We start from the raw sequence: 26,893 nt of genomic DNA, 5'->3' as shown, positions 1-26,893 counted from the left end.
AAGCCTTCTTCACAAGTTCACCGGCCGGTCACCGAATCCGAGGCCACCGGCGAGGGGTGCCGCCGGAGGCGATTCCCCCGCCATCGCGAGACTGCGCAGCCCGCCGCGCGGCGGCACCTCCACCGGGATCGGCCAGCGAGGCTGCAGCTGCCCGCCGGCGGCCGCACCCGGCGGCACCGCGATGGCGGGGGCCAGCCAGCCCCGCACCTGGCGCATCCACGTCGCCCCTGTCCCCGCCAGCGGCCTGCGGTGCGCTGCCGCGGCGTCTGGCGGCTCGTCGGTCGGAGCGACGCCAAGCACTCCGAGCAGGTGCCTGGCGAGTTCCGCGTGGCCGGCGCGGGATGGCGATGTCCCGTCCGGCGACCACAGCCGCTCCGCCCGCAGCTCGTCCCGGTCCCATGGGTCCACGAGCACGGCGCCCCGGTCGTGCGCGATTCGCCGAACGGCGGCGTTGAAGAGGACGGTGCGGTCATCCGACGGGTCCGCCGCCGAGGTGAACAGCACCACAGTCGCCCCCGTCTCGCCGAGCACGGAGGCGACGAACTCGTACCGGTCGAGCACGGCCGCCAGTTTGGTGCTCGACAGCAGGACGTCGGTCGGGCCGACGGACACAGTCACCAATGTCGGCTCGAACTCCAGCGCTGACGGGAGCTGCTCAGCGATCAGCGCGGTCAGCCGCCGGCCGCGGAGGGCAAGGTTCGCGTACTCCCATCCGGGAGCCGTAGCGGCGAGCCCTTCGGCTACCCGGTCCGCCCAGCCGCGCACCCCGTTCGGAAGCCGCCGATCCGGGTCACCGACGCCCTCGGTGAAGCCTTCTCCAAGCGCCACGTACCGGCACGCCGCTGCAGTGCTCCGGCGGGCGACGGCGCTGACCTTCATCGAGCCATCGTGACGGGGCTGGTTGACCGGGAGGTCACCGCCCGGTTGCGGTACGGCGAAGGATCGTCGGGCGGATTGAACTCTGGGTGAACAGCATGCCGGAACCGGTGCGCGGCCGGGCCGGAGCGCGGAGTATGGGCTACAAGGTCGGGTTCGCGGGTGAGGAGGACGCAGTGGGTGAGATGGACGATGGTGCTCGATGCGCGGAGCATGTCGGCGAGGTGTTCCCGCCGCGGTGCCCGCAGTGCGATGCGCTCCACGAGGAGAGCGTGCTCGACGAATGGGATCCGGTCGCGATGACGGACCGGCATCCCTTCCCGCTCGCGAGCTGACCCCCGCCGGTGCGCTGGGACGCCCGCCCGCAATGGCGCGGACGGGCGTTCCGGGCGGCTGAGTCAGCGGCGCATCAGGCGCCGCATGCCGACGAGCGTCCCGCCGAGCAGCAGCAGGAGCGTGGCGGAGGCTGCCAGGGGCAGCGCGGCTCCCGCGCCGGTCGTGGCGAGGCCGTCGCCGTTCCCGGTGGCTCCGCCGGCCGGCTGCGGCTCGGCGGCGCCGTCGTCGGGGCCGCCTCCGGTCCCGTCGTCGCCTCCGTTGTCGTCGCCGCCGTTGCCGTTCCCGCCGCCGCCGTTGCCGCCGTCACCACTGCCCCCGTCGCCTCCGCCGTCCGGGTCGACGTCCACGGCGGCGAGCGTGATATTCCGCATCTGCGGACGGCTCGAGTTGCCGGCCACGTCCACGGCGACGACCTCGATGGTGGTGGTGCCGGGCTGGGCGATGGTGAAGGTCGCTTCGGCGCCGCCTCGCGTGCCGCCCGCCGTGGTCGCGCCGGTGAGCTGCCAGCGGAGCTCCCGCACGCCGAGGTTGTCGTCCGCGTGCAGGGTCACCTCCACCGGTCCGTCGTACTTCCCCGACGCCGGCAGCGGGGGCAGGCTGATGTCGACGATCGGCACCTCCGAGTCCACGACCGTGTAGCGGAACTCCACAACCGTCCGGTGCCATGCCATGTCGACCGCCTCGACCTCGATCACGTGCTCGCCGATGCTGTGGGTGTCGAGCGGGGCATTGGGATCGTAGACCGAGTCGCAGACGCGGAGGCCCGATCCCTCGTCCCCGCATGAGTAGTCGAACACCGCCTCCTCGTCCAGCCCATAGAGCACGTCCGTCGGCACGGTGATCGTCGGTGCGTTCCCGTCGATCGGGAACTCGTGGATCGTGCGCGGCGAGACGTTGCCGATCTCGTCGGCCGCCCACACCTCAAGGCCGTGCCGGGCGTCGCCGGAGATCTCGACTTCGGCCGACGCGGCGTTCACGGTCTGCGTCGCTCCCCGGTCGACCCGGTAGAAGATGGTCGCCACCTCGGACTCGCTGTCCGTGGCCGAGATCGTCGCAGTCGTCGGGCCCGCATACCAGCCGGTGCTCGGCAGCGTCTCCTTCGTCACGGTTACCGCGGGCGGCGTCCGGTCGCTGCTGGTGCGCGCGACGACCTGATAGGAGAAGGAGTCGCGGTTGTCGTTGCCTGCCTGGTCGACGCCCCAGAGGCCCACCGAGAACGTGCCGACCGTCGAGGTGTCGAGCCGGGCGCCGGAGGGAAGGCTGCCGCCGCAGTCCTGCACGCCCGAGAGGTGGTCGACGCAGAGGTAGTCGAACGTGACGACATCGCCCTGGAAGACCTTCGTCGGCGTCTCGGTCGAGAAATGGGGGCCGGTGGTGTCGATCGGCACCTCGAACGACTGGTTCCCCTCCCGGTTGCCTGCCACGTCGACCGCGGCGAAGTCGAGGGTGTGCCGCCCGTCGCCGCCGAAGGCCAGGCTCGCCGTGTCACCGGCAACGGAGGTGTCGACGCCGTCGATCGTGTACAGGATCCTCGCAACGCCGGATTCGTCATCCGTCGCCGTGATGGTCATGCTCACAGTGCCGTTGACGTACCAGCCGCTCGCCGGCAGCGCCGGCATGTGCAGCGTGGACTCGGGGGCGTGGGTATCGGGCGCCGCCGGTTCCGCCGCCGCGGCAGCGCCTGCGACGACGGAGCTCGCGAGGATGCCGGTCACTGCGGCGCCGACGAGCGTTCGCTTGCGCCGGCGGGATGTCGAGGTCGGGTCGGAAGTCATGCGCTGCGGGGTTCCTTGTGCTCGGGAGTCGTCTCGGCCCACCTGAGCCTCATCGAGATTCCCGGGCCGGGTGTCCCGGCGGTAAGGGATCGGCGTCACGACATGTCGGCACGAGGTCGGGACACGGGACGGCCCCCGGCTGAGACGCGAAGAGGCGCGGGCGCATCGTTCGCACCCGCGCCTCTCACGTCAGCTCAGGACTCGGCGCCGTCCTGGTCCTCAGCGCCGGATCCCCGTCCCTGGTTCAGCACATCGCCGGCTCCCGGGCCGCCGATGAGCTCATCGTCACCGTTGTCGCCGTTCAGCGTGTCGACACCGAAGCCGCCCAGCAGGAGGTCGTCGCCGTTGCCGCCGGCGAGAGTGTCGTCGCCGCGACCGCCGCAGATGATGTCCTCACCGTTGCCCCCGGTGATGACGTCGTCCCCGGCGAGGCCCATGATCACATCGGCGCGGTTGGTTCCGCGGAGCACATCATCGCCCTCCGTGCCCGTGATCGTCGGCAGCAGCCCGGAGCAGCGCTCTTCGAGGTCGATCCCGAGCACCACCGGGTCGTGGTCGCTCGAGCGGTACGGGGTCGGTGCGTAGAGCGCCGGGTCACCGGAGTACTGGTGGGCGAACGACTCGACGGCGTTGATGTTCCAGTGCGTGAGGTCGGTCACCTTCTCGGCCAGCGGTGCGGTCGCCATGGCGTGGTCCAACGACCCCGACATGTCGTTGAAGACGTAGCTGTACCGGCCCGGGTCGAGCAGCTCGCCCAGGTCGATGTAGCCGGCGTCGCGGAGCGCCTCGATCGGATCCTCCTGCGTGTACGCGTTGAGGTCGCCCATGATCAGCACGTCGTCGTCGCCGGTCTGCTCCCGGAGGCCGGCGGCGAACGCGGCGAGCGCCTCCGCCTGACGCACGCGGTCCCCGTTCCAGAAGCCCTGACCATCGCCATCGTCGACGTTGTCCGGCGACGGCGCGGGATCGCCATCCCGCGGACCGCTCTTCGACTTGAAGTGGTTCGCGATCACGGTGAAGGCGTCGCCGTCCATCACGAACGTCTGCGCGATCGGCTCGCGTGCGTTGAACCACACCTCCTCGTCGACCGGCGCGACGGATTCGCCGACCGGCTGGACCACATCGTGCTGGTAGATGATGCCGTTGCGGATCGCGTCGCGGTCGACTCCGTACAGCTCGTCCGGAAGCGGCACGTAGCTCCACTTGTCGTACCCGGCAGCCTCATTGAGGCGGCGAACGAGGTCAGCGAGTGCCTGGTCGGCGTCGCCCGGGGAGTAGCCGGTGGAATCGGTGTCCTCGATCTCCATGAGGGTCACCACGTCGGCGCCGAGCGCCTCGATCGCAGGCACGATCTTGGCGGCCTGCAGCTCGAGCTGCTCCGCGCTGCGGGCGCCACGGCCCTCCCCGCCGAAGGTGACGAAGTAGTTCAGCACGTTGAATGCACCGACCTGCACATCACCGCCGACATCCTCCGGCTCAGCGGGGCGGGTGTTCTGCGGCGCGAAGACGCCGTCGGCGGTGCCGTCGGCCGGCTGCAGCCGCCACTGGCTGAAGCCGTAGCCCAGCACCAGCGGTTCCGTGAATGCGAGCTCGTCACCGACGCGCACGGGGGTGGTCGGCGACAGGTACGGACGGGTCGTCGTGCTGACTCGGGCGCTTCTTCCGTCGTCGAGCACGATGCGGCGCAGTTCGTTGTTCTCCGCGACCTCGGCCGCCTCGGCAGTGCCGGGGCGGGCGAGTTCGGTCGGCTGCACGAGCAGGCCGCCCTCGGAAAGGGTCAGCTCGCCGAAGCTGGTGAGGTCGAAGACCTCGCTCACGGTGAGGGTGTCGACGGGCTCGACGAGCATCCCCTCGAGGCGCTCCCGCGTCGCGTCCTCGGCCGGGAGGTCGAGCGCAGCCGCAGCCGGGAGGTCCGCCACGGTGCCATCGGCACAGACTGCCACGTCCTCGCGCGAGGTGATCTGTGTCTGCCCGCCGAACTCGCTCGCCGAGCCGGTCACGGCAACGGTGTCCCCGAGGTCCACCGCAACCGGGCTGAAGACGAAGATGCCGTCCGAGGTGGCAGGGTTGCCGTCGCCGTCCACGTCCTGGAGATAGAAGCCGGAGAATCCGGGAACGTCGCCGACGACGACACCGCGCACGGTGACCCGCTGACCAGCGAGCGGTGTCTGGGCGCCCTCACCCTGGACGGCACCGATGTCGTGCGTCGGCGCGACGTCACAGACGGCGACCGGGTCCGGCTCGGGCTCGGTGGTCCCGCCGCCGTTCACGGCGCCCTTCGTTGCAGGCGCCGGACCCGACCAGACCAGCCTGTCGGAGGTGGGGTCGTAGCTGCGGGACAGCGACTGTCCGGCGGGAGTCGAGTTGGTCTCCGTCACTCCGATGTCGGTGCTCGGGATCCCTGCCGCGGGGCCGGTGGTTGGCGTCATCACCCCGCCGTAAGACAGGAACTCGAGCACCTCGGCACCGCGGACGAGGGCTACGCCGTCCGGGTTCCCGTTCTGGATGCCGTTCACCGGATACTCCAGCACGGCGACGGCGGCCGCCCCGGCGGGAGCTGTCACGGCCGGCAGGGCGTCGGTGTCGTACACCGCCCCGTTGCCGCCGTTGTACAGCACGATGGACAACCCGGCGGAGCTGGTGCCGGCGGGCAGATGCACCTCGATGAACTCGCCGGTGTCGGTGCCGGCGTTGTCGTAGTGGATCTCGGAGATGTACGGCGCCGTCGGCGGCGCCGCGCTCGCGCCGACTGCCGGAAGCCCGGCCAGTGCGAGGGTGGCGACGGCACCGAAAGCGCCGAGAGCAACGGCTCTGGGCCGGTGCGGATCGAGGGTGGTGAGTGGCACTGAGGGTTGTCCTTCCGGGGGTGGCGTTGTGCGTCCTGGCGACCGTAAGTGACGAACGTGAACATCGCATTTCCTCTTCGGCGTGTCCCGGCACGCGCCGGTCACCTCCCGGTCACCTCGACTTGGGAACGTGTAGCGTTCCTGTTTCCGACCCACGAGGAGATCCATGTCATCCGCTCCAACTCGTCGCGCGCTCGCCGTCACGGCGGCCGCCGCGACGCTGCTGGCGTGTGCGGCACCTGCCGCAGCCAGCGCCGCTAAGCCTGTGAAGTCCCCCAAGCCCGACTTCACCCTCACTGTGCTGCATGCCAACGACCTCGAGTCCGCCCTGCTTCCGACAACCACGGACGACGGCGTCACGTACGGCGGCGCCGACCGCTTCGTCGAGCTCATCCAGCAGCAGCAGAAGGCCGCCACGACCGGAAAGCCCGGGCCCGGCCAGGCCGGCAAGCGCGGCGAGCTGACCATCTCCGCGGGCGACATCTTCCTGCCCGGCGCGCAGCTGGCCGCGAGCGAGGAGTCGGGCGAGCCGATCTACGACGCGACCGCCTTCTCGGCCGCCGGGTTCGACGTCTCGATCTTCGGCAACCACGACTTCGACCAGAACCCCGACTTCCTCGCGCAGTGGCTGGGTGACGTGACCTCGGACACCGCGTTCGTCTCCGGCAACCTCGGGTTCGAGGCGGAGCCGTCGCTGCTCGCCTACGTGGAAGACGGCACGATCGTCACCACCCACGTCGAGAAGATCAAGGGCGAGCAGGTCGGCATCATCGGTCTCACGACTCCGGACCTTCCCCGACTGTCCAGCTCCCGGAACGTGACGGTGGATCCGGATCTGGCCGGCATCGCGAACGCGCAGGCTGCGGCCTATGCCGAGGCGGGCGTCGACAAGGTCGTGCTCGTGTCGCATCTGCAGGACATCGACAACGAGCTCGCCCTCGCCGCGGAGCTGAGCGGGATCGACATCATCGTCGGCGGCGGCGGCCACGAGCTTCTCGCGGACGAGGGCGACCCGCTCCTGCCGAACGGCTCGACGGTGTACGGAAGCTACCCGTTGACGCCGACCGATGCGGACGGCGACGTGGTGCCCGTCGTGACGACCAACGCGCTGTACGGCTACGTCGGCCGGCTCGTGGTCACCTTCGACAAGGCAGGCGAGATCCTGACGGTGCACGACGACCTCTCCCGGGCGATCCCGGTCACCTCCGTCGGCCCCGACGCGGTCGATCCCGACCCCACCGTGCGGGAGCAGGTCATCCGCCCCGTCGAAGGCTACGTCGAGGCGCTGGCCGAGGAGATCGTTGCTGAATCCGAGGTGCCGCTCAACGGCATCCGGAATGACGTCCGCAGCCGGGAGACCAACCTCGGCAACCTGGTCGCCGACGCACTGCTCGCGGCGGGTCAGCGTGAGGCGGAGGCGGCCGGGGTGACGGCGCCCGTGGTCGCCCTGCAGAACGGCGGCGGCATCCGGAACGCCAGCGTGCTGCCGACCGGCGACCTGAGCGCACTCGACACCTACACGGTGCTGCCGTTCGCGAACTTCGTGGCCGTCGCACCGGCCATGCCGGTCGAGACATTCATCGCCGGGGTCGAGCACGGCCTGTCCGGTGCGGTGAAGGACGGGGTGCTGCAGCCGGCTGGCTCCTTCGCCCAGGCGGCCGGATACTCGGTCACCTACGACGCCGACCAGCCCGCGGGATCCCGCATCGTAGACCTCGTTCTCGACGACGGAACCGTCCTCGTGGAGGACGGTGTTCCGACCGGCGCGCTGGAGACGATCTCGGTCGCCACGATCGACTTCCTGCTCCGCGGCAGTGACGGATACCCGTTCGACGGCGTGGACTTCACCGTGCTTCCGGTCACCTATCAGCAGGCGTTCCAGACGTATCTGGAGGTGGACCTCGGCGGCACCGTCACGGCTGAGCAGTACCCGGTCGGCGGCCAGGGCCGTATCGTCGCGGTCTGACGCACCCCACAGGGATGGGCGCTCCACACTCAGGTCTGGGGCGCCCATCGTCGTTGCCGGGAATCGTCCCGGTGCCGAGACCGTCTGCTGCGCGCCGCTCCCGCCGTCCGGTCGACGGGCGCGCGCGCCCGCTCAACAGACGAAGGAGCCGTCCATCCGGACGACGCCTTCTTCCTGTGGAGGGGCTTTCCCGGTATTCCGTTCTCCGGCATGAGATCAAGGGTTGGCGGCATCGCCTGGAAGGGCAGATCCTCCGGACGCTTGGCTGGAATCCTCCGGTGGAGCAGCAAGATCGTCGGCTCGTCCTCCGGGACGGGGGCCGCCGCGGCCGCCTGTCCGCCGGTCGGTGTCTAGACCGAACCACGGATAGGCGGGTACGATCAGCTCGATCGAGACGAGGAGGTGGCCAATTGTCGGACGTCAACCGCATGGTCCCTACCGCTCACCTCGCTGCCTGACCCGATCTCGGACTATCTGGGCGCTCTGCGCGGCGAACTGGTGAGGACTTCCGCCCTGCCCGGCGGATGCCAGTCGTTGCTGCGTATTCCGACACCTTTTCCTAGTCGAGGTCTCCTTACATGTCCCGGGTCCGGGTGCGATCGCGTTCGCGATCAGTCTTGTCATCTTCTTCGCCGTCATCCCAGGCGCGTGCGCAATGAGCGCCGCGCAGCACCTGGCCTGGCGAACTCGATTCCGATGGTTTCTTGCGGCCGGTACTGCCACAAGTGCCGGTGACGGCATCCGATTGGCCGGTGGCCCGCTGCTCGTCGCCTCGGTCACATCAGATCCGGTGCTCGTCGGCGCCTCGATCTTCGTGCAGCAGATGCCGTGGGTCGTGATCGCACTTCCCGCAGGCGCCTGGATCGACCGCGTGGACCGCGCACGATTCCTTGCAATCGTCACCTTGTTACGTTCGCTCATCGCGCTCACCGTGGTGGCGCTCCTACTCAGTGGCGGTATTGCCGTACCCGTGCTTCTCGGGACGCTGTTCTTGATGGGAGTCGTGGAGGTGATGGCCGACACCACCTCCGGGGCACTGTTGCCTGAGTTGGTTCCCAGCGAGCACCTGGCCCAAGCCAACGGCCGGCTCGGTGCCGTCTTCGTCGTGGGAAACCAGATGGTCGGTCCGACCGTCGGCGCTCTGCTGTTCGCCGTGGAACCGATATGGCCCTTCGTGGTCGACGCGATCGCCCTGGTGCTGGCCGCGACGTGCCTGACCGGATTGCACCGCCGCCACGTCCGCCCCTCGCGACCCCCAAGCGGGCCCAGCACGATCCGGCGCGACATCAGCATCGGGATGCGCTGGTTGTCGACGAACCGGCCCGTACGACTCCTCGCGCTGCTGCTCGCCGTGATGAACGTCACCTTCGCCGCGGCGTTCGCATCCTGGGTGCTCTACGTGAACGTGCGCCTCGGACTCCCCCCAGCGGCATTCGGCTTACTCATCACCGCCAGCGCGGTCGGCGGGTTCACCGGCAGCCTCATCGCCCCCCGCCTGATGCGCCGCTTCGGCGCAACCGCACTGCTCCGCACCGGTCTCATCGTGGAAGCAGCCGTTCTGGCGATCCTCGGCACAACGCAAAGCCCTGCCATCGCTGGCCTCGCCATGCTCGTCTTCGGTGCACACGCCGCAGTCTGGGGAACCGTTGCAACCACCACCCGGCAGCGCCTCGTACCAGAGCCGATGCAAGGGCGAATCGGCAGCCTCTACGGCCTCATCACCATGGGTGGCTCAGCGATCGGTGCACTCATCGGAGGAGCCATCGCCCAAGGCACCAGCCTTTGGACGCCGTTCCTCATCGGTGCGGCGATCGACGTGGCATTCACTCTCGCCGTGTGGCGATCGCTCGGACGAACCATGAAGATCGACAATCGCGGTGCTGAACGCACGTGAGTCACCACGCCGGCAGAGCCGCGAATCCAAGAAGCACCTGGTTGAGCCAGGAGGCTTTCACACTTCTGGGCACGATCCAGGTAGATGAAACCGGGAAACAATACCGGGAAGGTATCCCGAAGATACCGGGATACCCTCTGTGGAGCCGCCTAAGGGAATCGAACCCTTGACCTATTCATTACGAGTGAATCGCTCTGCCGACTGAGCTAAGGCGGCGTGGCCGCGGGGCACCCGGCGCACAGCAAGAAAGCTTAGCCGATCAGCGCGGGCGTTCCGATCCGACCAGCGACTCGAGCTGCTGGAACTACTGCCGCAAGGTATCGCCGCTGTTGCACAGTGGCAGACGCGGACGCGCAGGGGTCAGAACCCGCACCTGAAATCCTCGTCCGGAACCGCGCCGGTGAGGAGATAGTCATCCACGAGTGTGTTCACGCACGGGTCGCCTTCGTCGTATGCGATGTGGTCGTCACCGTCGTAGCTGATCAGGACGCCGCTCTCCAGCTGTTCGGCCACCTCGACCGCGGACTCATACGGGGTGGCGGGGTCACCCGTCGTTCCGATCAGCAGGATCGGGTCAGCGCCCTTCCCCTCCACCGGTCCGACGATGTCGCGTGGCGGGTACGGCCAGTTCGTGCAGACGGGGTCGGCGATCGGGACATCGCCCTCGAGCGGGCTGATCCGGTTCAGCTCCTCTACCTGGCGCTCCAACTCGGCGGGGTCGGTCTCCGACGGGTGATCGATGCAGGTGATCGCGTAGAACGACTCGAAGAAGTGGCCCTCGTACTCGCCGTCCACCCGCTGGAAGTAGGCGTCCGCGAGCGCGAACGTGGTGTCCGTCTCCCCCAGCGCGATCTCCTGGAAGGCCTGGCTGAGGATGGGCCAATACCGCTCCTCGTAGAGGGCCGCGCTGATGGCCGTGTCGAGAACGCCGGCGCTGAGCATCCTCCCGTCGTCGTGCGGCAGCGGGGACTCGTCGAGCCGGTCGTAGAGGTCGGCGATCACCTGGATGTCGGTGTCCGGGTCTTCGGTGAAGGGGCAGGCGGTCTCGCGGCAGTTCTGGAGGTAGTTGCGCAACGCCCGGTCGAAGCCCTCCGTCTGGCCGAGGATCCGCTCGTACATGGTCTCGGCAGGGTTCACGACTGCGTCGAGGACCATCCGCCCGACCTTCTCGGGGAAGAGGTCCGCGTACTGGGCGCCGATCTGGGTTCCATACGACATGCCGAAGTAGTTCAGCTTCTCGTCGCCGACGAGCGCACGAAGCAGGTCCAGGTCGCGCACGGTGCTCAGCGTGTCGATGAAGCCGAGCAGCTCCCCCGTGTTCTCGGCGCAGGCGTCGACGAAGTCTTCCCCGGCACGCTCGACGTCCGCGATCCACTCCGCCGAGCCGGGCTCGCCTTCCGGGATGCCGAAGAGGAACTCGTCGAAGTCCTTCGGATCCGTGTAGCAGACGACGGCGGACGACGAGCCGACGCCCCGCGGATCCCAGCCGACCAGGTCGAAGTCGCTCCGCACTTCTTCGCTCACCACGCCCTCAGGTGAGTTCTTCACGAAGTCGACTCCGCTTGCTCCGGGCCCACCCGGGTTGAAGAACAGGCTGCCCTGCGGGTCGCCGTCGAGCGCCCGATGCCGGGTGAGCGCCAGCTCGATATCGGTGTCCGGGGAGGGGTTCTCCCAGTCGAGCGGCGCCTTCACCGTCGCGCACTGCGCGTCGTTGCCGCACGCCCTCCACACGATCGACTGCTCGAAGTAGGGGCGCAGCTCATCCTCGACGTCCTCGCCCGTGGGTGTCGACGTCTCCGCGGGGGTGAGGAGGTCGAAGATGCCGGTGCAGCCGGTGAGGAGCAGCAGCGGAGCGAGGGCCGCAGCGGCGAGAGCGCGGCTACGGGTCCGACGGGAATGCATGCGCCGAGCCTACGCAGTGGGCCTGGCATCGGCCCGCTGGTGCGGACGCGCCACGCTCATCAGCATCGCCTCCATTGCGAGCGCCGGGGCGACGTTCCCCTCGATCCGCTCTCGGGCGGTGGCGATCGCGTCCAGCACGCCAAGGCTGTCCTGCGGCTCGGACGCCGCCGCGGCGCGCTCGACGTCTGACCGGATCGCCTCGTTGACGAGCTCGGTGGGTGCCTGGAGCTGCACGAGCAGGATGTCGCGGAAGAGCGACATCAGGTCGACGAGGATCCGGTCGAGCCCGTCGCGGAGGCTCCGGGTGGCCCGGCGCTTCTGGTCCTCCTCGAGCGCCTTCAGCTGGGAGCGGAGCGCGGGCGGAACGGTGCCGCCGGGCTCGACGCCGAGCGACCGGAGCGCCTGCTGCCGCTCCTCCGCGTCCCGCTCCTCGGTGATCGCCTTCGCATCCGCCGTGGCGAGCTCCAGCAGGGTGGCAGCGGCGTTGACGGCGTCGGGCACCGAGCGGATGCCGAGGACGAGTCCCAGGGTGCTGCTGCGGCGCTCCCGCGCCTCCGGGTGCGTCGCGAGTCGTTGGGCCATGCCGATGTGCGACTGCGCCTCGCGGGCGGCGCGGAGTGCCGTGACTGCGTCGATCCCGTTCCGCCGCTCCAAGAGGGCGGCGACATCCGAAACGGACGGGACCCGCAGCCGGACGCTGCGGACTCGTGAGCGGATGGTGGGAAGCAGGTCGGCGTCGCTCGGCGCGCAGAGGATCCACACCGTCCGGGGCGGCGGCTCTTCGAGGGCCTTGAGCAGCAGGTTCGAGGTGCGCTCGGTCATCCGGTCGGCGTCTTCGATGATCATCACCCGGTAGCGCCCGACCGATGGCGAGAACTGGGAGCTCGACAGCAGCGAGCGCACCTCGTCGATCGTGATGATGACGCGCTCGGTGCTGAGCACGGCGAGGTCGGGATGGGTGCGGGCGTCGACCTGGCGTTCGGTCGCTTCGTCCGTGTCGCCGTTGCCCGCCGGGGAGAGCAGCGCGGCCGCGAACGCGAAGGCGAGGTTGGAGCGGCCGGAGCCGGGAGGTCCGGTGATCAGCCAGGAGTGCGTCATCACGCTGGCGTCGCCGGGGCGCGCCGCGGCCGCGGCCCGGAGCACGTCGATCGCCTCCTGCTGCCCGATCAGCTCATCCCATCCCGCCACACGATCAGCCTAGAAGGACCGGCCGACGGGCGCGGCAGGCGCAGTCGGCCCTGTGCGGATCGGACCCTTCGACGGGCACAGGGACCGATCGGTCACAGGAGAGAGGCGACTCGGGTGCGGACGCGGCTGGCGATCGTGTCGACGGGATCGTCGGCGGGGAGGACGAGGAACCGCTTGGGCTCGGCGGCGGCGAGTCGCAGGTAAGCCTCGCGGACGCGGCTGTGGAAGTCGTGCTCCTCCGCCTCGAGCCGGTCGTAGCGGGTGCGGGACTCTACCAGCCGGGCGCGGCCGATCTCGGGATCCAGGTCGAGCAGCACGGTGAGGTCCGGCAGCAGGCCCTCCGCCGCCCACAGCGAGAGCCGGCGCACCTCCTCGGGGTCCAGCTCCCGGCCGGTGCCCTGATAGGCGATGGAGGAGTCGAGGTAGCGGTCCTGCAGCACGACGGCGCCGCGTTCGATGGCCGGGCGCACCTTCGTGGCGATGTGGTGTGCGCGGTCGGCGGCGTAGATCAGCGCCTCGGCACGTGGCGCGATGTAGCCGCGGCGGTGCAGGATGATCTCCCGGAGCTCGAGTCCCAGATCGGTTCCACCCGGCTCACGTGACAGCACCACCTCACGGTGCTGCTCCTCCTCCAGCCACTGCTGCAGCAACGCGGACTGCGTGGACTTGCCCGACCCGTCGCCGCCCTCGAAGGTCACGAAGAGGCCGGCCACCTACTTCTTCTTACGCGTCGCGGTGGTCGTCCGGCGGGCTGCGGGCTTCTTCGCGGGAGCCTTCTTCGCCGGTCCCTTCGCGCGTTTGTCTGCCAGCAGCTCGACCGCCCGGTCGAAGTCGACGGTCTCGACCTCCTCGCCCCGCGGGATGGTCGCGTTCGTGACACCGTCGGTGACGTACGGGCCGAACCGGCCGTCCTTGATCCGGATCGGCTTGCCGCTCTCCGGGTCGGCGTCGAACTCCTTCAGCGCGCTCGACGCGCGGCGTGCACCGTACTTCGGCTGGGCGAAGATCGCGAGCGCACCGTCGAGGTCGACGTCGAAGATCAGATCCTCGCTCTCCAGCGACCGGGTGTCGGTGCCCTTCTTCAGGTAGGGACCGTACCGGCCGTTCTGAGCGAGGATCTCCTCACCGGTCTCCGGGTCCGCGCCGACGGTGCGCGGAAGGTCGAGCAGCTTCAGGGCCGTGTCGAGGTCGATGGAGTGCGGGTCCATGCTCTTGAACAGGGACGCGGTGCGCGGCTTCTCGACGACCTTCTTCTTCGCCTTCGCCGGCTTCGCACCGTCCCCGGCCGGCTGGACCTCGGCCTCCGGCTCCTCGGGGTCCAGTTCGGTCACGTACGGCCCGAAGCGGCCCTCCTTGGCGACGACCCGCTTGCCGTTCTGCGGGTTGACTCCGAGCACCCGTTCTCCGACCTCGGGCGCGTCCACCAGCTCACGCGCCTTGTCGACGGTCAGCTCGTCGGGTGCCAGCTCCGCGGGGATGTTGACCCGCCGGGGGGCGGCGTCCTCCGCGGCGCCGTCCTCCGCCACCTCGAGATAGGGCCCGTAGCGGCCGATTCGCAGCGTGATGTCGTCGGAGAGGCGCACGGAGTTGATCTCGCGCGCGTCGATGTCGCCGAGGTTGTCGACGACGCCGCGCAGGCCACGATGCTTGTCGGTGCCGAAGTAGAACTCGCTGAGCCACCCGGACCGATCCGCTTCACCGTCGGCGATGCGGTCGAGGTCGTTCTCCATCTCGGCGGTGAAGTCGTATTCCACGAGTTCGCCGAAGAACTCCTCGAGCAGCCGGACGACGCTGAACGCGATCCAGTTCGGCACGAGGGCGGTGCCGCGCTGGGTGACGTAGCCGCGGTCGATGATGGTGGAGATGATCGACGCGTACGTGGATGGGCGGCCGATGCCGAGCTCCTCGAGCTTCTTCACCAGGCTCGCCTCGGTGTATCGCGGCGGCGGGCTGGTCTCGTGGCCCTTCGCATCCACCGAGAGCAGTCCGAGACGCTGCCCGCGCTCCAGCGGCGGGAGCTTCGCCTCGGCGGGCTCGGCGGCGTCGTTGCGCTCTTCGTCGCGCCCTTCCTCGTAGGCGGAGAGGAAGCCCCGGAACGTGATGACGGTTCCGGATGCGGTGAACTCGGCCACCGTCTTGGCCCCTTCGACTGGCTCAGGGACGGATGCGGTGATGGTCACCGATGCGGTCGAGCCCTTCGCATCTGCCATCTGCGACGCGACGGTGCGCTTCCAGATGAGGTCGTAGAGCTTCCACTCGTTGCCGCGCAGGGTCTTCTCGAGCTGGCCCGGGGTCCGGAACGTGTCACCGGCCGGGCGGATCGCCTCGTGGGCCTCCTGCGCGTTCTTGCTCTTACCGGTGTAGACGCGGGGGCGCTCGGGCACCGTCTCGGCACCGTACAGCTCGCGCGCTTGGGCACGGGCCGCCTCGATCGCCTGCTGCGACAGCGTCGGCGAATCGGTGCGCATGTAGGTGATGTACCCGTTCTCGTACAGGGACTGCGCGGTGCTCATCGTCTGCCGGGCGGAGAAGCGGAGCTTGCGGGCCGCCTCCTGCTGCAGGGTCGACGTGGTGAACGGCGCGGCGGGCTTCCGCGAGTACGGCTTGGACTCGACGCTGGCGACCTCGATCGGCACGCCGGGAGCACGCAGCGCCTCCGCCAGCCGCTGCGCGGTGTCCTCGTCGAGCGCGACGGCGTCGCTCTTCAGCCGGCCCAGATCGTCGTAGTCACGGCCGGTGGCCACGCGCTTGGCGTTCAGCCGGTTCAGCCGGGCCCCGAACGGCGACCCCTGGCTGTCGGCCGATGGTGAGAGCTGTGCGGTGAGGTCCCAGTAGCTCGCCGAGAGAAAGGCGAGCCGCTCACGCTCGCGGTCGACGACGAGCCGGGTCGCAGCGGACTGCACCCGGCCGGCGGACAGCCCCGGACCGACCTTCCGCCACAGCACCGGCGACACTTCGTAGCCGTACAGCCGGTCGAGGATGCGGCGGGTCTCCTGCGCGTCGACGAGGGCGGTGTCGATGTCGCGGGTGTTGTCCCGCGCACGCTGGATGGCCTCCTTGGTGATCTCGTGGAACACCATCCGCCGCACCGGCACCTTCGGCTTCAGCACCTCGAGCAGATGCCACGCGATGGCCTCGCCCTCGCGGTCCTCATCAGTTGCCAGGTAGAGCTCGTCGGCGTCCTTGAGCGCGCGCTTGAGGTCGGTGACGGTGCGCTTCTTCTCGTCGGAGACGACGTAGTACGGCTCGAATCCGTTCTCGACATCGATGGAGAACTTGCCCATCGACCCCTTCTTCAGCTCCGGCGGCAGGTTCTTCGGCTCGATCAGGTCGCGGATGTGGCCGACGGAGGCCTGCACGTCGTAGTCACCGCCCAGGTACTGAGCGATCGTCTTCGCCTTCGCCGGTGACTCGACGATGACGAGTTTTCTTGTGCCTGGCACTGGTGGTTACCTCTTAATTAAGGAAGTCGCGATCGGGGCGGAATTCTCGTCGCCCGACAGCGACACGATACACACTGCAACGCTGGGCGGAACCCACCGCGTCCCCGAACCGACTCCGCCCGCTCCGGCTCCCTGGTCTACGGAGGTGCGTTCTCGGCGGGCGGTCCGGCGGATGAGGTGGCGGTGATCGGCAGCCCGAGCAGGGTGACGCCGGCCGTGATCGTCGCGATGAGCCCGTCGACCGAGCAGCGCAGCACGGACGCGCCGTTCCCTTCCGCGACGGTTGTGGCCAGTTCGCACGGCGCTCCGGGCGCAAGGCCCACGACGGAGTCGGCGGCGGCGAGCGCCGCCGCGTCGGCGGCGTCCTTCACACGGTGCTTGACCGGGGCGAGGAGCGCGAAGGGCAGCAGCACCGTGATCGCCACCGCGAGCGCCGCGACGGTCCCGAGGGCGAGGACCGATCCGGCGCCGCCCTCATCGTTCCGCCAGCGCACAGCTCTCCGCGCGGAGTTCGAGAGCGGAGAGGGGCCCGGGTGCCCGTGCCGTCAGAACCACGCACACGAGCCCCGCCCGGTCACGGCGGGAGACCACCGCGCCGGGGACCAGCACACCTGCTATCCCCTCGGCCGCAGGTGGCGGATCGCCGCGGGCGAGCGCCCGTGCGGTGAGGCCCGCCGCGTCTTGCAGCCGCACCGACTGGGAGCCGACGGCGAGCGCGCCGAGCGCCAGCGCCATGAGCAGCATGACTGCGGGAAGCGCAGCCGCGAATTCCGCCGTGACGCTCCCCCGCTCGGCGCGCACCTCAGCCCGGCAGTGTCAGGGCGGTGCGCACCACATCGGTGAGCATCTGCCGCACCTCATCGCTGCGCATGATCACCACCAGCAGTCCTGCGAAGCCGACGGCAGCGAGCGTGGCCACGGCGTACTCGGCGGTCGCGGCGCCTCGGTCGTCGCGCAGCAGCGGACGGAAACGGCCGGGATGGGTGGGTCCGGTGCGTCGGTTTGTGCGGATCAACACGTGCCTCCTCGAGATCGTCGGCACGAACGTCTTCAGTGTGCATGTGCGACCGGGCGGGCACGCGGAACTCATCGCGTCGGTGGGGTCTGCTCGATGCCGTGCTGCCGGGGAGGACGGGATGGACCGCCGCGCCCCCGCCGACCGGCACCGATCAGAGCTGGTTCGCCGGCACGTCGAACGTGTTGCAGGCCTGCGGCCCCTCCTCATACCCGACGACGAACCACTTCTGGCGAGACTCGCTGGCCCCGTGGGTCCACGTCTCCGGCTGAACCTGACCCGAGGTCCGCTCCTGAATGCGGTCATCGCCGACCGCCGCGGCTGCGCTCAGCGCCTCTTGCAGCTGATCTTGCGTGATGGGCTCGAGCAGCGGTCGCCCTTCAGCGTCCTGGGTCTCCGTCGCATCTCCGGCCCAGGCGCCGGCGAAGCAGTCCGCCTGCAGCTCGAGTCGCACACCGTCCGAGTCGGGCCCGCTCTCCTGCATGTTGAGGCCATCCATGATGCCGGTCGTGTTCTGGATGTGGTGGCCCCACTCGTGCGCGACGACATACAGCTCGGCGAGCGGACCACCTTCCGAGCCGAAGCGCGTCTGCAGGTCGTCGTAGAACGCGGTATCGATGTAGATGGAACGGTCGGCGGGGCAGTAGAAGGGACCCACAGCGCTCGTGGCGTTGCCGCATCCGGTGCTCACCGACTCGGTGAAGAGAACAAGCTCCGGCTGCACGTAGCCCTGGACCTGCCCCGACCAGTAGTCGTCGAGCGTGTCCGCCGCGCCGACCATCCGGCAATCGATGTTCTCGTTGGCGTCCTGGCCGGTGTCGCACTCCGCAAGGCTGATCTCCTCGCCGGGCGCCGCGGGCGCCCCGCCGCCGAGCCCACCGGCGAGGCCGGAGAGGTCCACCCCGAAGAGCTGTCCGATCAGCACGATCGCGACCAGCCCGAGGCCGCCGCCGCCCACGGCGATGCCGGTGTTCCGGCCGCGCTTGCTCACCCTACCGCGGCCGATCCGGGCATCGTCATTGAACGTCATGAGGCACACCGTATCCACGCCGGCTCAGAAGGTGCCCATCGTCTGAGTGAGCACTGAGAGCAGCAGCGGCGCCACTCCGAGGGCGAGGAAGGCGGGCAGCACGCAGATCCCGAGCGGCAGCAGGAGCGTCACGCCGAGTCTCGCGACGCGGATCTGCGCCCCGGCGAGGTGCTCGCGCCGCGCCTGGTCCGCCTCGGCACGGAGGAGGTCGGCCGCCGGCACGCCGGCCCGGACGGCGAGTCGCAGCACGCGCTCGGCCGTTGTGCCGGCTTCGGTGCCGGCATGCTCGCGCAGGATCTCGCAGGCCCGGTCGATCGACGCGCCACCGGAGAGCGCGATGGCCAGGAGGTCCAGATCCATCCCAGGCACCGTGCCGCTCGGCTGAGCGGCAGCGACGAGACGCGCCGTCCACCCCCGGGCGAGCAGCAGCAGGCCGATGCCCGCCCCGCCGCACACCCACCCGGGTGGTGTGCCGAGCAGCACACGGAGCGGATCGAACCCCAGGCCGATCCCGAACAGGATCCCGAGAGCAGGCAGCCAGAGCACCAGCCGTCGGGTGGCTGCCGGGCCGGCGAGGGCGACGCCGATCTCCCGCGACGTCTGCCCGAGATCGCGAAGGGCGGACGCCATGCGCTGCAGGCTCGGGGCGAGCGGCGCGCCGGAGACCGTGGCGATCGCCCAGGCGAGGGCGAGGCACTGCCACGCCTCCCGCTGCTTCGCCTGAGCGCGTGCGGCCGCCGCGGCGACGGCCTCGGCGACCGGGACACCGCCGGCGATGAACTCTGCGGCAGCGGCCGCCGGACTGCCGGGCTCGGCGTCCAGGTAGCCCCAGGCGCTTGACGGGGGCACACCCGCGGCGAGCAGCACCGCCAACCGGTGCACCGTGCCGGCGGCGCGGTCGAACTCCTCAGCCGAGTTCACGCCGCTGCACCTCGAGCCGGTCGCGGCGGTTGAGCCGAAGCCGGCCGACCGCGACCAGCCGGCGCGAGCCGCTGGCGTGCTCGAGGTGAAGCACCGTGCCCACCGCGCTCACCGCCTGGCGGGCGAGCGCCTCGGCCCCGAGGCCCGCCAGCGCCCCGAGCGCCTCCAGCCGCGCCGGCACATCCTGGAGGGAGTTGGCGTGCACCGTGCCCGCACCACCCGCTGAGCCGGTGTTGAGAGCGGTGAGGAGCTCCCGCACCTCCGGCCCGCGGCACTCACCGACCACCAGCCGGTCCGGCCGCATCCGAAGCGCCTGCCGCACCAGCTCCTCGAGCGAGACGCCGCCGGCACCCTCGATGTTGGGCTGGCGCGCCTCGAGCGAGACGGTGTGCGGGTGGTCGACCCGCAGCTCCGCCACGTCCTCCACGACCACGATCCGCTCGGTCGGCGCGGCGGCGCTCAGCAACGCGGCGAGCAGCGTGGTCTTCCCTGCCCCAGCGCCGCCGGTGACCAAGACGTTCTCGCGGACCTCCACCAGTTCCGTGAGCTCGCGTCGCTGCTGGGCGGTGAGCATCCCCTGCTGTTCGAGGTGATCGAGGCTCCATCGTCCGAGACGTGGCAGCCGGATGGAGATCAGTGTGCCCGACGGCGAGATGGGCGGCAGCACGGCGTGAACGCGGATCCCGTCGTGGAGGCGCACGTCGACGCACGGGCTCGCCTCGTCGAGGTGCCGCCCGCCCAGCTGCACGAGCCGCACGGCCAGGTCGCGCGCCCGGTCCTCCGGAATCCGGATGGACGCTCTCACCAGCCCGTCCCCGGAGTCCAGCCAGACCTCGGGCGAGTTCACCAGCACATCGGTCACGGCCGGATCTGCCACGAGCGACGAGAGGGGCCCGAAGCCGGTGGCGTTCCGCGCGAAACCCCGGGGCTCGCCGGCGTGCGGATCATCGAGCGGCGCATCGGGCGCAGATGCTCCGGCGCCGGCTCGCACCGGAACGAAGGGGGCGGCTGGCATGCGGCGACGGTATGCGACCGACGACTCGGCTGGAGTGCGGGTGAGGCACTCGGGGCCTGCCATGCGTGCGCGAACGCTGGGGAGGACTTGACGCACCCTGAGAGCGGGCCGATCGACGGGTTAAAGAGGGGCGGCGCCCATTGGGGGGAATAGGCGCCGCCACAGCAACGTCGGATTGGGGGGAATCGCTGACGTTGCGGAACCGAACTCTCGCTCGGCTACTCGATAGTACTCCTTTGCCTTTGCGCCGCAAGCGGTATTCCTGGCTGTTGACAGGGGATATTCAGGTGAGCCGTCGCGCCGCAGCACGTGGCACCGCTCACCGCCCCGTCAGTAGGATCGAGAGCGTCCGCCGCCGGCCGGCGCGGACCAGTTCTGCTCCGACAAGGGACCTCTCGTCAATGACGTCGATCGACAGCCTCCTGCATGAGAACCGAAGGTTCCCTCCCAGCCCGGAGTTCGCCGCCTCCGCGGTTGCGGGACCGGACCTGTACGAGCGGGCGGAAGCGGACCGCCTGGGGTTCTGGGCAGCCCAGGCCAGGGAGCTGCTGACCTGGGAGACGCCGTTCTCGCAGACGCTCGACTGGTCGAACCCGCCGTTCGCGAAGTGGTTCGCCGACGGCAGACTGAATGTCGCGTACAACTGCCTCGACCGGCACGTGGAGGCACGCAACGGGAACCGGGTCGCGTTCCACTGGGAGGGCGAGCCGGGCGACACCCGCACCGTCACGTACGCGGAGCTGACCGCCGAGGTCAAACGCGCCGCCAACGTGCTGACATCGCTCGGCATCGGGCAGGGCGATCGGGTGGCGATCTACCTGCCGATGATCCCGGAGGCGGTTGTCGCGATGCTCGCCGTCGCCCGAATCGGAGCGGTGCACTCGGTCGTGTTCGGCGGCTTCAGCTCCGAGAGCCTCCGCGCCCGCATCGACGACGCATCGGCGAAGCTCGTGATCACTGCGGACGGCGGATGGCGCAAGGGCAAGGTGGTGCAGTTGAAGCCCGCCGTCGATGCCGCCCTTGCCGACGGGAAGTCGACGGTGGAGAGCGTGCTCGTCGTCCGGCGCGCGCAGAACGCGATCGACTGGACCGACGGCCGAGACCAGTGGTGGAACGACGCGATGGCGGGCGCAGCGGACGAGCACGAGGCGCAGGGCTTCGAGGCGGAGAACCCGCTGTTCATCCTCTACACCTCCGGCACCACCGGAAAGCCGAAGGGCATCCTGCACACCAGTGGCGGGTACCTGACCCAGGTCGCGTTCACCCAGAAGTTCGTGTTCGACCTGCATCCGGAGACGGATGTGTACTGGTGCACCGCCGATGTCGGCTGGGTGACCGGACACAGCTATGCGATCTACGGGCCGATGGCGAACGGGGCGACCCAGGTGCTGTACGAGGGCACCCCGGACACCCCGCACCCCGGCCGCTGGTGGGAGCTCATCCAGAAGTACAAGGTGTCGATCTTCTACACCGCCCCCACGGCGATCCGCTCGTTCATGAAGGTCGGCCGCGAGATCCCCCAGCGGTTCGATCTGTCGTCGCTCCGGGTGCTGGGCAGCGTCGGGGAGCCGATCAACCCGGAGGCGTGGGTCTGGTACCGGGAGGTGATCGGCGGTGGCACCACCCCTGTCGTCGACACCTGGTGGCAGACCGAGACCGGCGGCATCATGGTCTCCGCCCTCCCTGGCGTCACCACCGCGAAGCCCGGCTCCGCTCAGGTGCCGATCCCGGGCATCACGGTCGACGTGCTCGGCGACGACGGCACCCCGGTTGAGAACAACCAGGGGGGGCTCCTCGCCGTGACCGCGCCCTGGCCATCCATGCTGCGCGGCATCTGGGGCGACCCGGACCGGTTCAGGGAGACCTACTGGTCGAAGTTCTGGGACGCGCCCGGCGGACCGTTCTACCTCGCCGGTGATGGTGCCCATAAGGACGAGGACGGCGACCTCTGGCTGCTCGGCCGCATCGACGATGTGATGAACGTCTCGGGCCACCGCCTCTCCACCGCGGAGATCGAATCCGCCCTGGTGTCGCACCCCTGGGTCGCCGAGGCCGCCGTGGTCGGCGCGAGTGACGAGACCACCGGCCAGGCGGTCGTGGCGTTCGTCATCGTGAAAGCCCGGCAGGCGGACGTCGCCACCGCATCTGAGGCGTCCGACGTGCTGCGGAAGCACGTCGCCGAGCAGATCGGCGCGATCGCGCGTCCGCGGACGATCTACATCGTCTCCGAGCTGCCGAAGACCCGGTCGGGCAAGATCATGCGCCGACTGCTCCGCGATGTGGCGGAGGGCCGGGAGGTCGGCGACACCACGACCCTCGCCGACACCTCGGTGATGCAGATCATCACCGACAAGCTCCGCTGATCGCAGCGGTCGCTGAGCTCGTCGAAGCGTCCGACCCTTCGACGGGCTCAGGGACCGGAGTCGGTCAGGCGAACTCGAGGATGAGCTCCACCTCGACCGGGGCGTCGAGCGGGAGAACCCCGACCCCGACGGCGCTGCGGGCGTGCTTGCCTGCGTCCCCGAAGATCTCGGCCAGCACGTCGGATGCGCCGTTGATCACCGCGGGCTGGCCGGTGAAGTCGGGTGCGGAAGCGACGAAGCCGACGACCTTGACGATCCGGGTGACGCGGTCGAGCGAGCCGATGACGCTCTCGGCGGCCGCGAGCGCGTTCAGCGCGCACGTGCGGGCGAACCGCTGCGCGTCCTCCGCCGACACCTCGGCGCCCACTTTCCCGGTCGCCGGGAGTGCGCCATCAGCGAACGGGAGCTGACCGGCGGTGAAGACCAGGTTGCCGGTCACAGCGGCCGGCACATAAGACGCCACGGGCTTCGTGACCTGCGGCAGGGTGAGCCCCAGCTCAGCGAGCCGGGCCGCCACGGCCCCGCTCATTCCGCGGCCTTCGGGCGCTTCAGGTAGGCCACGAGGCCACCTTCCGGGCCCTGGACGACCTGAACCAGCTCCCACCCCTGGGAGCCCCAGGTGTTCAGGATCGCGGTCGTATTGTGGATCATCAGGGGTGTCGTGAGGTATTCCCACGTCGGCATGTCAGCCATCCATTCAACTCCGCTCCGGGCGCCATCGCGTACCCTTGATTGTATGTCTGCCCAAAAAACGAAGCCTGCCGGGATCCTCGGCGCGATCGCCGGACTGTTCGGCTTCAGCGCCCTCGCCGGCGTGCTCGTGACGGTCATGGTCACCCCCGCGATCGCCATCACCGGCATGACAGCGAGCACCTCGATCAGCATCTTCGAGAACCTGCCGAACTTCATCGAGCTGAACCGGCAGGTCGAGCGGAACACCATCTACGCGATGCAGGACGGCAAGCCGAAGAAGATCGCGACGATCTTCCAGCAGAACCGTGAAGAGGTCGGCTGGGACCAGATCTCGGAGCACGCCAAGAACGCCCTGACCAGCGGCGAGGACCGCCGGTTCTATGAGCACGGCGGCGTGGATGTCGCGGCAGTGGTGCGCGCGGCGGTCGGCAACACCGTCTCGGGCGGCATCCAGAGCGGCGCGTCGACGCTCACCATGCAGCTGGTGAAGAACATCTTCGTCCAGCAGGCCCTCGAGATCGAGGACGCGGAGGAGCGGAAGGCCGCCTACCAGGAGGCCATCGATCCTGAGGGCTTCGACCGCAAGCTGCGCGAGATGCGCCTGGCGATCTCCCTGGAGAAGAAGTACTCGAAGCAGGAGATCCTGCTCGCCTACCTCAACATCGCCGGCTTCGGCGGCAACACGTACGGCATCGAGGCCGCCGCCGAGCGGTACTACAAGACCACCGCGGCGAAGCTGACGCCCGCCCAGGCGGCCAGTCTCATCGCGATCGTGCAGTACCCGGGTCTGCGCAGCCTCGACGACCCGGAGCACTACGGCCCCAACCAGGAGCGCCGCGACCAGATCCTCACGCGCATGCTGCAGGACAAGAAGCTCACGCAGGAGGAGTACGACGAGGCGATCGCCACACCGGTGGACGAGACCACCGTCACGCTCCGCAACCCGAGCAATGGCTGCCGCAGCGCACACGAGTACGGCCGGCAGTGGTGCGACTACATCCGGAAGAGCATCGAGGACCTGGAGAGCCTCGGCGCGACGCCGGAAGAGCGCGCCGCCAACTGGGCGCGGGGCGGCTACAAGATTTACACCTCGCTCGACCTGAACCTGAACAAGATCGCACAGGATTCGGTCTGGGCGAATGCGAACGGCCGCGAGGACCGCTTCCGGCTCGGCGCGGCATCGACGAGCGTCGAGGTCGGCACCGGCTGGATCATCACGATGGCGCAGAACAAGACGTTCGACGACAGTCCAGAGGCCGCCGACCAGTGGACGAAGAGCGCCGTCAACTTCAACACCGACAAGGCCTATGGCGGCTCCAACGGGTTCCGCCCGGGATCGACGATGAAGCCCTTCACGCTCCTCGCCTGGCTGAAGGCCGGCCGGGGACTCAACGAGGTGGTGGACGCGAACGAGAAGACGTACGACCTCACCGAGTTCAAGCACTGCGAGGGTCCGCTCGGCGGCGTCTGGGAGCTCGGGAACGACGCGGGCGAGAGCGGCTCGCGGACCGTTGTCGACGGCACGGTCGGGTCGGTGAACATCGTGTTCGCGGAGATGGCCAAGCAGCTGAATCTGTGCGACATCTCCGGCATCGCGGAGAGCCTGGGCGTGCACTCCGCCAACGGGGCGGAGCTGAAGGACCAGAATCCCTCGTTCATCCTGGGCTCCTCGGACGACAACGTCGCGCCGCTCACCATGGCCGCCGCGTACGCCGCCATCGCCAACAAGGGTGTCTACTGCGAACCGCGCGCCGTGGTGAAGATCATCGACCCCCAGGGCGAGGAGCTTCCCGGTCAGAAGAAGGACTGCCGCGAGGCGCTCGACCCGGCGGTCGCGGCCGCCGGGATCTACGCCATGCAGCGGGCGATGGCGAACTACGGCGCGAACCCGGGAGACGGCATCCCGATCTTCGGCAAGACCGGAACGACGGACGATGCGATCCAGACCTGGGTGATGGGTGCGACCACCAAGGTCGCCACCGCGACCTGGGTGGGCAACATCTCGGGCGAGCAGAACCTGCGGCGGATCTCCGCCACCGGATACTGGCCCTTCTACGCGGACGTGCGGCACCAGATCGCGCAGCCCATCATCCGTGCCATCAATGCCAAGTACGGCGGAGACCAGTTCCCCGCCGTCGAGCCGAAGTTCTTCAACGGCGCCAACGCGCCGCGCGTGCCGGGAGGCATCATCGGATCGTCGCTCGACGGCGCGCGGGCTGCCCTCGCGGCGGTCGGACTCGGCTTCAACCACGGGGGCGAGGTCGACTCCGACATGCCAGTGGGCACGGTCGCGGCGAGCAACCCGGCACCCGGAAGCCGCGTGGCGCTGGGCAGCACCGTGACGGTCTACACAAGCAACGGCTCGCAGATCGGTGTCGAGGTTCCGGATGTCGTCGGGCAGAGCTTCGACGACGCGCGAGGGACGCTGAGCGGTGCCGGGTTCGAGGTGCGGGAGGTGTGCGTTCCGGCCGACCGCGGAGACGAAGACGAAGACGAAGACGACGAGAACGGCAACGGGAACGGCAACGGGAACGGGAACGGGAACGGGAACGACAATGACGGCGACTTCGGTCGCGTCGTAGCCCAGAACCCCGGTGGCGGCGAGACCGCCAAGCCCGGCAGCCGGGTCGACGTCGGCGTGCTGCGCGAGTCCTGTTGAGCCCGGCAGTCAGCCGGGTGGTGGCCGGCACCGTCGCGGGAGCGGCGGTCGCCGGCCTCGGAGCGCTCGCGTATGGGGGCCTGGTCGAGCGCAACCGGTTCACCGTGCGCTACGAGCAGGTGCCGGTGCTTGATCCAGGAGCGCGCTCCATCACGATCCTGCACCTGAGCGATCTGCACATGGCGCCCTGGCAGCGCATCAAGCAGGAGTGGGTCCGCTCGCTGGCGGCGCTCGAGCCGGATCTGGTGATCAACACGGGCGACAACCTCGGGCACGAGCGTGGGCTGGAGGGGCTTCAGGAGGCGCTCGATTCGTTCCGCGGCGTGCCGGGCGTGTTCGTCCACGGATCGAACGACTACTTCGGCCCGACCGCGAAGAACCCGCTCAAGTACCTCTCGTCCCCGTCGGGCGGCGGAAGAAGGGAACCGGATCTCGACACCGGTGCGCTTGAGCGCTACTTCACCGATGAGCTCGGGTGGCTCGACCTGAACAACACGGCCAGGGCCATCGAGTACCGCGGCTCCCGCATCGAGCTGTTCGGTGTGAACGACGCGCACCGCGGCTGGGACCGGCTCGACCGGCTCACCGGCGCGATCGATGAGATGCGGGAGAACGTCGGCTGGCAGGACGACCCCTCCGGGCCTGAGGCCGTCACGATCGGTGTGACACACTCGCCGTACCAGCGGGTGCTCAACACGTTCATCACGCACGGCGCCGACGTCATCTTCGCCGGGCACACGCACGGCGGCCAGGTGCGGCTCCCCGGTCAGCCGGCGATCGTCACCAACTGCGACATCCCGCGGGACCAGGCGCAGGGTCTGAGCGTCTGGCACCACGCGTCCCGGGCGGCGTATCTCAACGTCTCGGCGGGACTGGGCACCTCGATCTACGCGCCGGTGCGGTTCTCCTGCCCGCCGGAGGCCGTGGTCGTGACGCTGACCCCCGGAGATATCGGCTATTCTTGACGAGGC

General features: G+C 69.5%; 21 protein-coding genes and 1 tRNA gene. 6 read left to right on the top strand and 16 right to left on the bottom strand.

Going from position 1 to position 26,893, the window contains the following annotated elements:
• Window positions 1–9 precede the first annotated feature (9 nt).
• Complete coding sequence (locus ACFFGH_RS29470) at window positions 10–879, bottom strand: SGNH/GDSL hydrolase family protein (RefSeq protein ID WP_386675575.1); 870 nt, start codon at window positions 877–879, stop codon at window positions 10–12.
• A gap of 134 nt (window positions 880–1,013) precedes the next feature.
• Between ACFFGH_RS29470 and ACFFGH_RS29465 the strand changes: the two genes are divergently transcribed.
• Complete coding sequence (locus tag ACFFGH_RS29465) at window positions 1,014–1,211, top strand: hypothetical protein (RefSeq protein WP_386675573.1); 198 nt, start codon at window positions 1,014–1,016, stop codon at window positions 1,209–1,211.
• Window positions 1,212–1,274: 63 nt separating this feature from the next.
• Here the strand turns inward: ACFFGH_RS29465 and ACFFGH_RS29460 are convergent, their stop codons facing one another.
• Together ACFFGH_RS29460 and ACFFGH_RS29455 are read right to left on the bottom strand one after the other, a co-directional pair.
• Window positions 1,275–2,987 (bottom strand): OmpL47-type beta-barrel domain-containing protein, encoded by a 1,713-nt coding sequence (locus tag ACFFGH_RS29460; RefSeq protein ID WP_386675571.1) that lies wholly within the window; start codon window positions 2,985–2,987, stop codon window positions 1,275–1,277.
• Between the two features lie 194 nt (window positions 2,988–3,181).
• The gene (locus ACFFGH_RS29455) at window positions 3,182–5,833 is read right to left on the bottom strand and encodes an ExeM/NucH family extracellular endonuclease (RefSeq protein WP_386675569.1); all 2,652 of its coding nucleotides are present in this window, start codon (window positions 5,831–5,833) and stop codon (window positions 3,182–3,184) included.
• A gap of 166 nt (window positions 5,834–5,999) precedes the next feature.
• Between ACFFGH_RS29455 and ACFFGH_RS29450 the strand changes: the two genes are divergently transcribed.
• Window positions 6,000–7,799 (top strand): bifunctional metallophosphatase/5'-nucleotidase, encoded by a 1,800-nt coding sequence (locus ACFFGH_RS29450; protein WP_386675567.1) that lies wholly within the window; start codon window positions 6,000–6,002, stop codon window positions 7,797–7,799.
• Between the two features lie 655 nt (window positions 7,800–8,454).
• Entirely contained in the window at window positions 8,455–9,693 is a 1,239-nt protein-coding gene (locus ACFFGH_RS29445; protein WP_386675565.1) for an MFS transporter, read from the top strand.
• Between the two features lie 140 nt (window positions 9,694–9,833).
• Here the strand turns inward: ACFFGH_RS29445 and ACFFGH_RS29440 are convergent.
• The 11 genes from ACFFGH_RS29440 to ACFFGH_RS29390 all read right to left on the bottom strand — a co-directional run bounded on the left by ACFFGH_RS29440 (window position 9,834) and on the right by ACFFGH_RS29390 (window position 20,207).
• Window positions 9,834–9,909, bottom strand: a tRNA-Thr gene (locus tag ACFFGH_RS29440).
• A 144-nt stretch (window positions 9,910–10,053) separates the two neighbouring features.
• Window positions 10,054–11,595, bottom strand: coding sequence for an alpha/beta hydrolase (locus ACFFGH_RS29435; protein WP_386675563.1), 1,542 nt, complete (start codon window positions 11,593–11,595; stop codon window positions 10,054–10,056).
• 9 nt (window positions 11,596–11,604) lie between these two features.
• Entirely contained in the window at window positions 11,605–12,783 is a 1,179-nt protein-coding gene (locus ACFFGH_RS29430; RefSeq protein WP_386675561.1) for a DNA polymerase III subunit delta', read from the bottom strand.
• 92 nt (window positions 12,784–12,875) lie between these two features.
• Window positions 12,876–13,496, bottom strand: coding sequence for a dTMP kinase (tmk, locus tag ACFFGH_RS29425; protein ID WP_386675559.1), 621 nt, complete (start codon window positions 13,494–13,496; stop codon window positions 12,876–12,878).
• The gene (gene topA / locus ACFFGH_RS29420; protein ID WP_386675557.1) at window positions 13,497–16,226 is read right to left on the bottom strand and encodes a type I DNA topoisomerase; all 2,730 of its coding nucleotides are present in this window, start codon (window positions 16,224–16,226) and stop codon (window positions 13,497–13,499) included. It lies immediately after the preceding gene.
• Window positions 16,227–16,363: 137 nt separating this feature from the next.
• Window positions 16,364–16,720, bottom strand: coding sequence for an Rv3654c family TadE-like protein (locus ACFFGH_RS29415; protein WP_386675555.1), 357 nt, complete (start codon window positions 16,718–16,720; stop codon window positions 16,364–16,366).
• On the bottom strand, window positions 16,701–16,970 hold the full coding sequence (locus tag ACFFGH_RS29410) for a TadE family type IV pilus minor pilin (protein WP_386675553.1): 270 nt from the start codon (window positions 16,968–16,970) through the stop codon (window positions 16,701–16,703). The genes ACFFGH_RS29415 and ACFFGH_RS29410 overlap by 20 nt, the downstream gene beginning before the upstream one ends.
• A 58-nt stretch (window positions 16,971–17,028) precedes the next feature.
• Complete coding sequence (locus tag ACFFGH_RS29405) at window positions 17,029–17,241, bottom strand: DUF4244 domain-containing protein (RefSeq protein WP_386675551.1); 213 nt, start codon at window positions 17,239–17,241, stop codon at window positions 17,029–17,031.
• Between the two features lie 154 nt (window positions 17,242–17,395).
• Window positions 17,396–18,271, bottom strand: coding sequence for a KPN_02809 family neutral zinc metallopeptidase (gene ypfJ / locus ACFFGH_RS29400; protein WP_386675549.1), 876 nt, complete (start codon window positions 18,269–18,271; stop codon window positions 17,396–17,398).
• A gap of 24 nt (window positions 18,272–18,295) precedes the next feature.
• Window positions 18,296–19,192 (bottom strand): hypothetical protein, encoded by an 897-nt coding sequence (locus ACFFGH_RS29395; RefSeq protein ID WP_386675547.1) that lies wholly within the window; start codon window positions 19,190–19,192, stop codon window positions 18,296–18,298.
• Window positions 19,179–20,207 carry a TadA family conjugal transfer-associated ATPase gene (locus tag ACFFGH_RS29390; RefSeq protein ID WP_386675544.1) on the bottom strand — a complete coding sequence of 343 codons (1,029 nt, stop codon included), beginning with the start codon at window positions 20,205–20,207 and terminating at the stop codon, window positions 19,179–19,181. The genes ACFFGH_RS29395 and ACFFGH_RS29390 overlap by 14 nt, the downstream gene beginning before the upstream one ends.
• Before the next feature lie 401 nt (window positions 20,208–20,608).
• Here ACFFGH_RS29390 and acs point away from each other — a divergent pair, with 401 nt between their 5' ends.
• The gene (gene acs, locus ACFFGH_RS29385) at window positions 20,609–22,570 is read left to right on the top strand and encodes an acetate--CoA ligase (protein WP_386675542.1); all 1,962 of its coding nucleotides are present in this window, start codon (window positions 20,609–20,611) and stop codon (window positions 22,568–22,570) included.
• Window positions 22,571–22,634: 64 nt separating this feature from the next.
• Here acs and ACFFGH_RS29380 read toward each other — a convergent pair whose 3' ends face one another.
• Window positions 22,635–23,099, bottom strand: a complete 465-nt coding sequence (locus tag ACFFGH_RS29380) for a RidA family protein (protein WP_386675540.1) — start codon at window positions 23,097–23,099, stop codon at window positions 22,635–22,637.
• On the bottom strand, window positions 23,096–23,263 hold the full coding sequence (gene sp36 / locus ACFFGH_RS29375; protein WP_386675538.1) for a Sp36 family protein: 168 nt from the start codon (window positions 23,261–23,263) through the stop codon (window positions 23,096–23,098). Before sp36 ends, ACFFGH_RS29380 begins: the two co-directional genes overlap by 4 nt.
• Before the next feature lie 43 nt (window positions 23,264–23,306).
• On the opposite strand from sp36, the gene ACFFGH_RS29370 reads away from it, so the two are divergent.
• Together ACFFGH_RS29370 and ACFFGH_RS29365 are read left to right on the top strand one after the other, a co-directional pair.
• Window positions 23,307–25,922 carry a transglycosylase domain-containing protein gene (locus ACFFGH_RS29370; RefSeq protein ID WP_386675536.1) on the top strand — a complete coding sequence of 872 codons (2,616 nt, stop codon included), beginning with the start codon at window positions 23,307–23,309 and terminating at the stop codon, window positions 25,920–25,922.
• The gene (locus ACFFGH_RS29365) at window positions 25,919–26,887 is read left to right on the top strand and encodes a metallophosphoesterase (protein WP_386675534.1); all 969 of its coding nucleotides are present in this window, start codon (window positions 25,919–25,921) and stop codon (window positions 26,885–26,887) included. Before ACFFGH_RS29370 ends, ACFFGH_RS29365 begins: the two co-directional genes overlap by 4 nt.
• Window positions 26,888–26,893 lie beyond the last annotated feature (6 nt).

The sequence above is a fragment of the Lysobacter korlensis genome, from assembly GCF_042434515.1.
The sequence above is the reverse complement of the archived record's forward strand: the minus strand, read 5'-3'. Positions and strand labels throughout refer to the sequence as shown.

Coding starts and splice junctions, on each gene's coding strand:
- ACFFGH_RS29470 (WP_386675575.1), bottom strand. CDS start 879: ATGAAGGTCAGCGCCGTCGCCCGCCGGAGCACTGCAGCGGCGTGCCGG.
- ACFFGH_RS29465 (WP_386675573.1), top strand. CDS start 1,014: ATGGGCTACAAGGTCGGGTTCGCGGGTGAGGAGGACGCAGTGGGTGAG.
- ACFFGH_RS29460 (WP_386675571.1), bottom strand. CDS start 2,987: ATGACTTCCGACCCGACCTCGACATCCCGCCGGCGCAAGCGAACGCTC.
- ACFFGH_RS29450 (WP_386675567.1), top strand. CDS start 6,000: ATGTCATCCGCTCCAACTCGTCGCGCGCTCGCCGTCACGGCGGCCGCC.
- ACFFGH_RS29445 (WP_386675565.1), top strand. CDS start 8,455: ATGAGCGCCGCGCAGCACCTGGCCTGGCGAACTCGATTCCGATGGTTT.
- ACFFGH_RS29435 (WP_386675563.1), bottom strand. CDS start 11,595: ATGCATTCCCGTCGGACCCGTAGCCGCGCTCTCGCCGCTGCGGCCCTC.
- ACFFGH_RS29410 (WP_386675553.1), bottom strand. CDS start 16,970: ATGCTGCTCATGGCGCTGGCGCTCGGCGCGCTCGCCGTCGGCTCCCAG.
- ypfJ (WP_386675549.1), bottom strand. CDS start 18,271: ATGACGTTCAATGACGATGCCCGGATCGGCCGCGGTAGGGTGAGCAAG.
- ACFFGH_RS29390 (WP_386675544.1), bottom strand. CDS start 20,207: ATGCCAGCCGCCCCCTTCGTTCCGGTGCGAGCCGGCGCCGGAGCATCT.
- acs (WP_386675542.1), top strand. CDS start 20,609: ATGACGTCGATCGACAGCCTCCTGCATGAGAACCGAAGGTTCCCTCCC.
- ACFFGH_RS29380 (WP_386675540.1), bottom strand. CDS start 23,099: ATGAGCGGGGCCGTGGCGGCCCGGCTCGCTGAGCTGGGGCTCACCCTG.
- sp36 (WP_386675538.1), bottom strand. CDS start 23,263: ATGGCTGACATGCCGACGTGGGAATACCTCACGACACCCCTGATGATC.
- ACFFGH_RS29370 (WP_386675536.1), top strand. CDS start 23,307: ATGTCTGCCCAAAAAACGAAGCCTGCCGGGATCCTCGGCGCGATCGCC.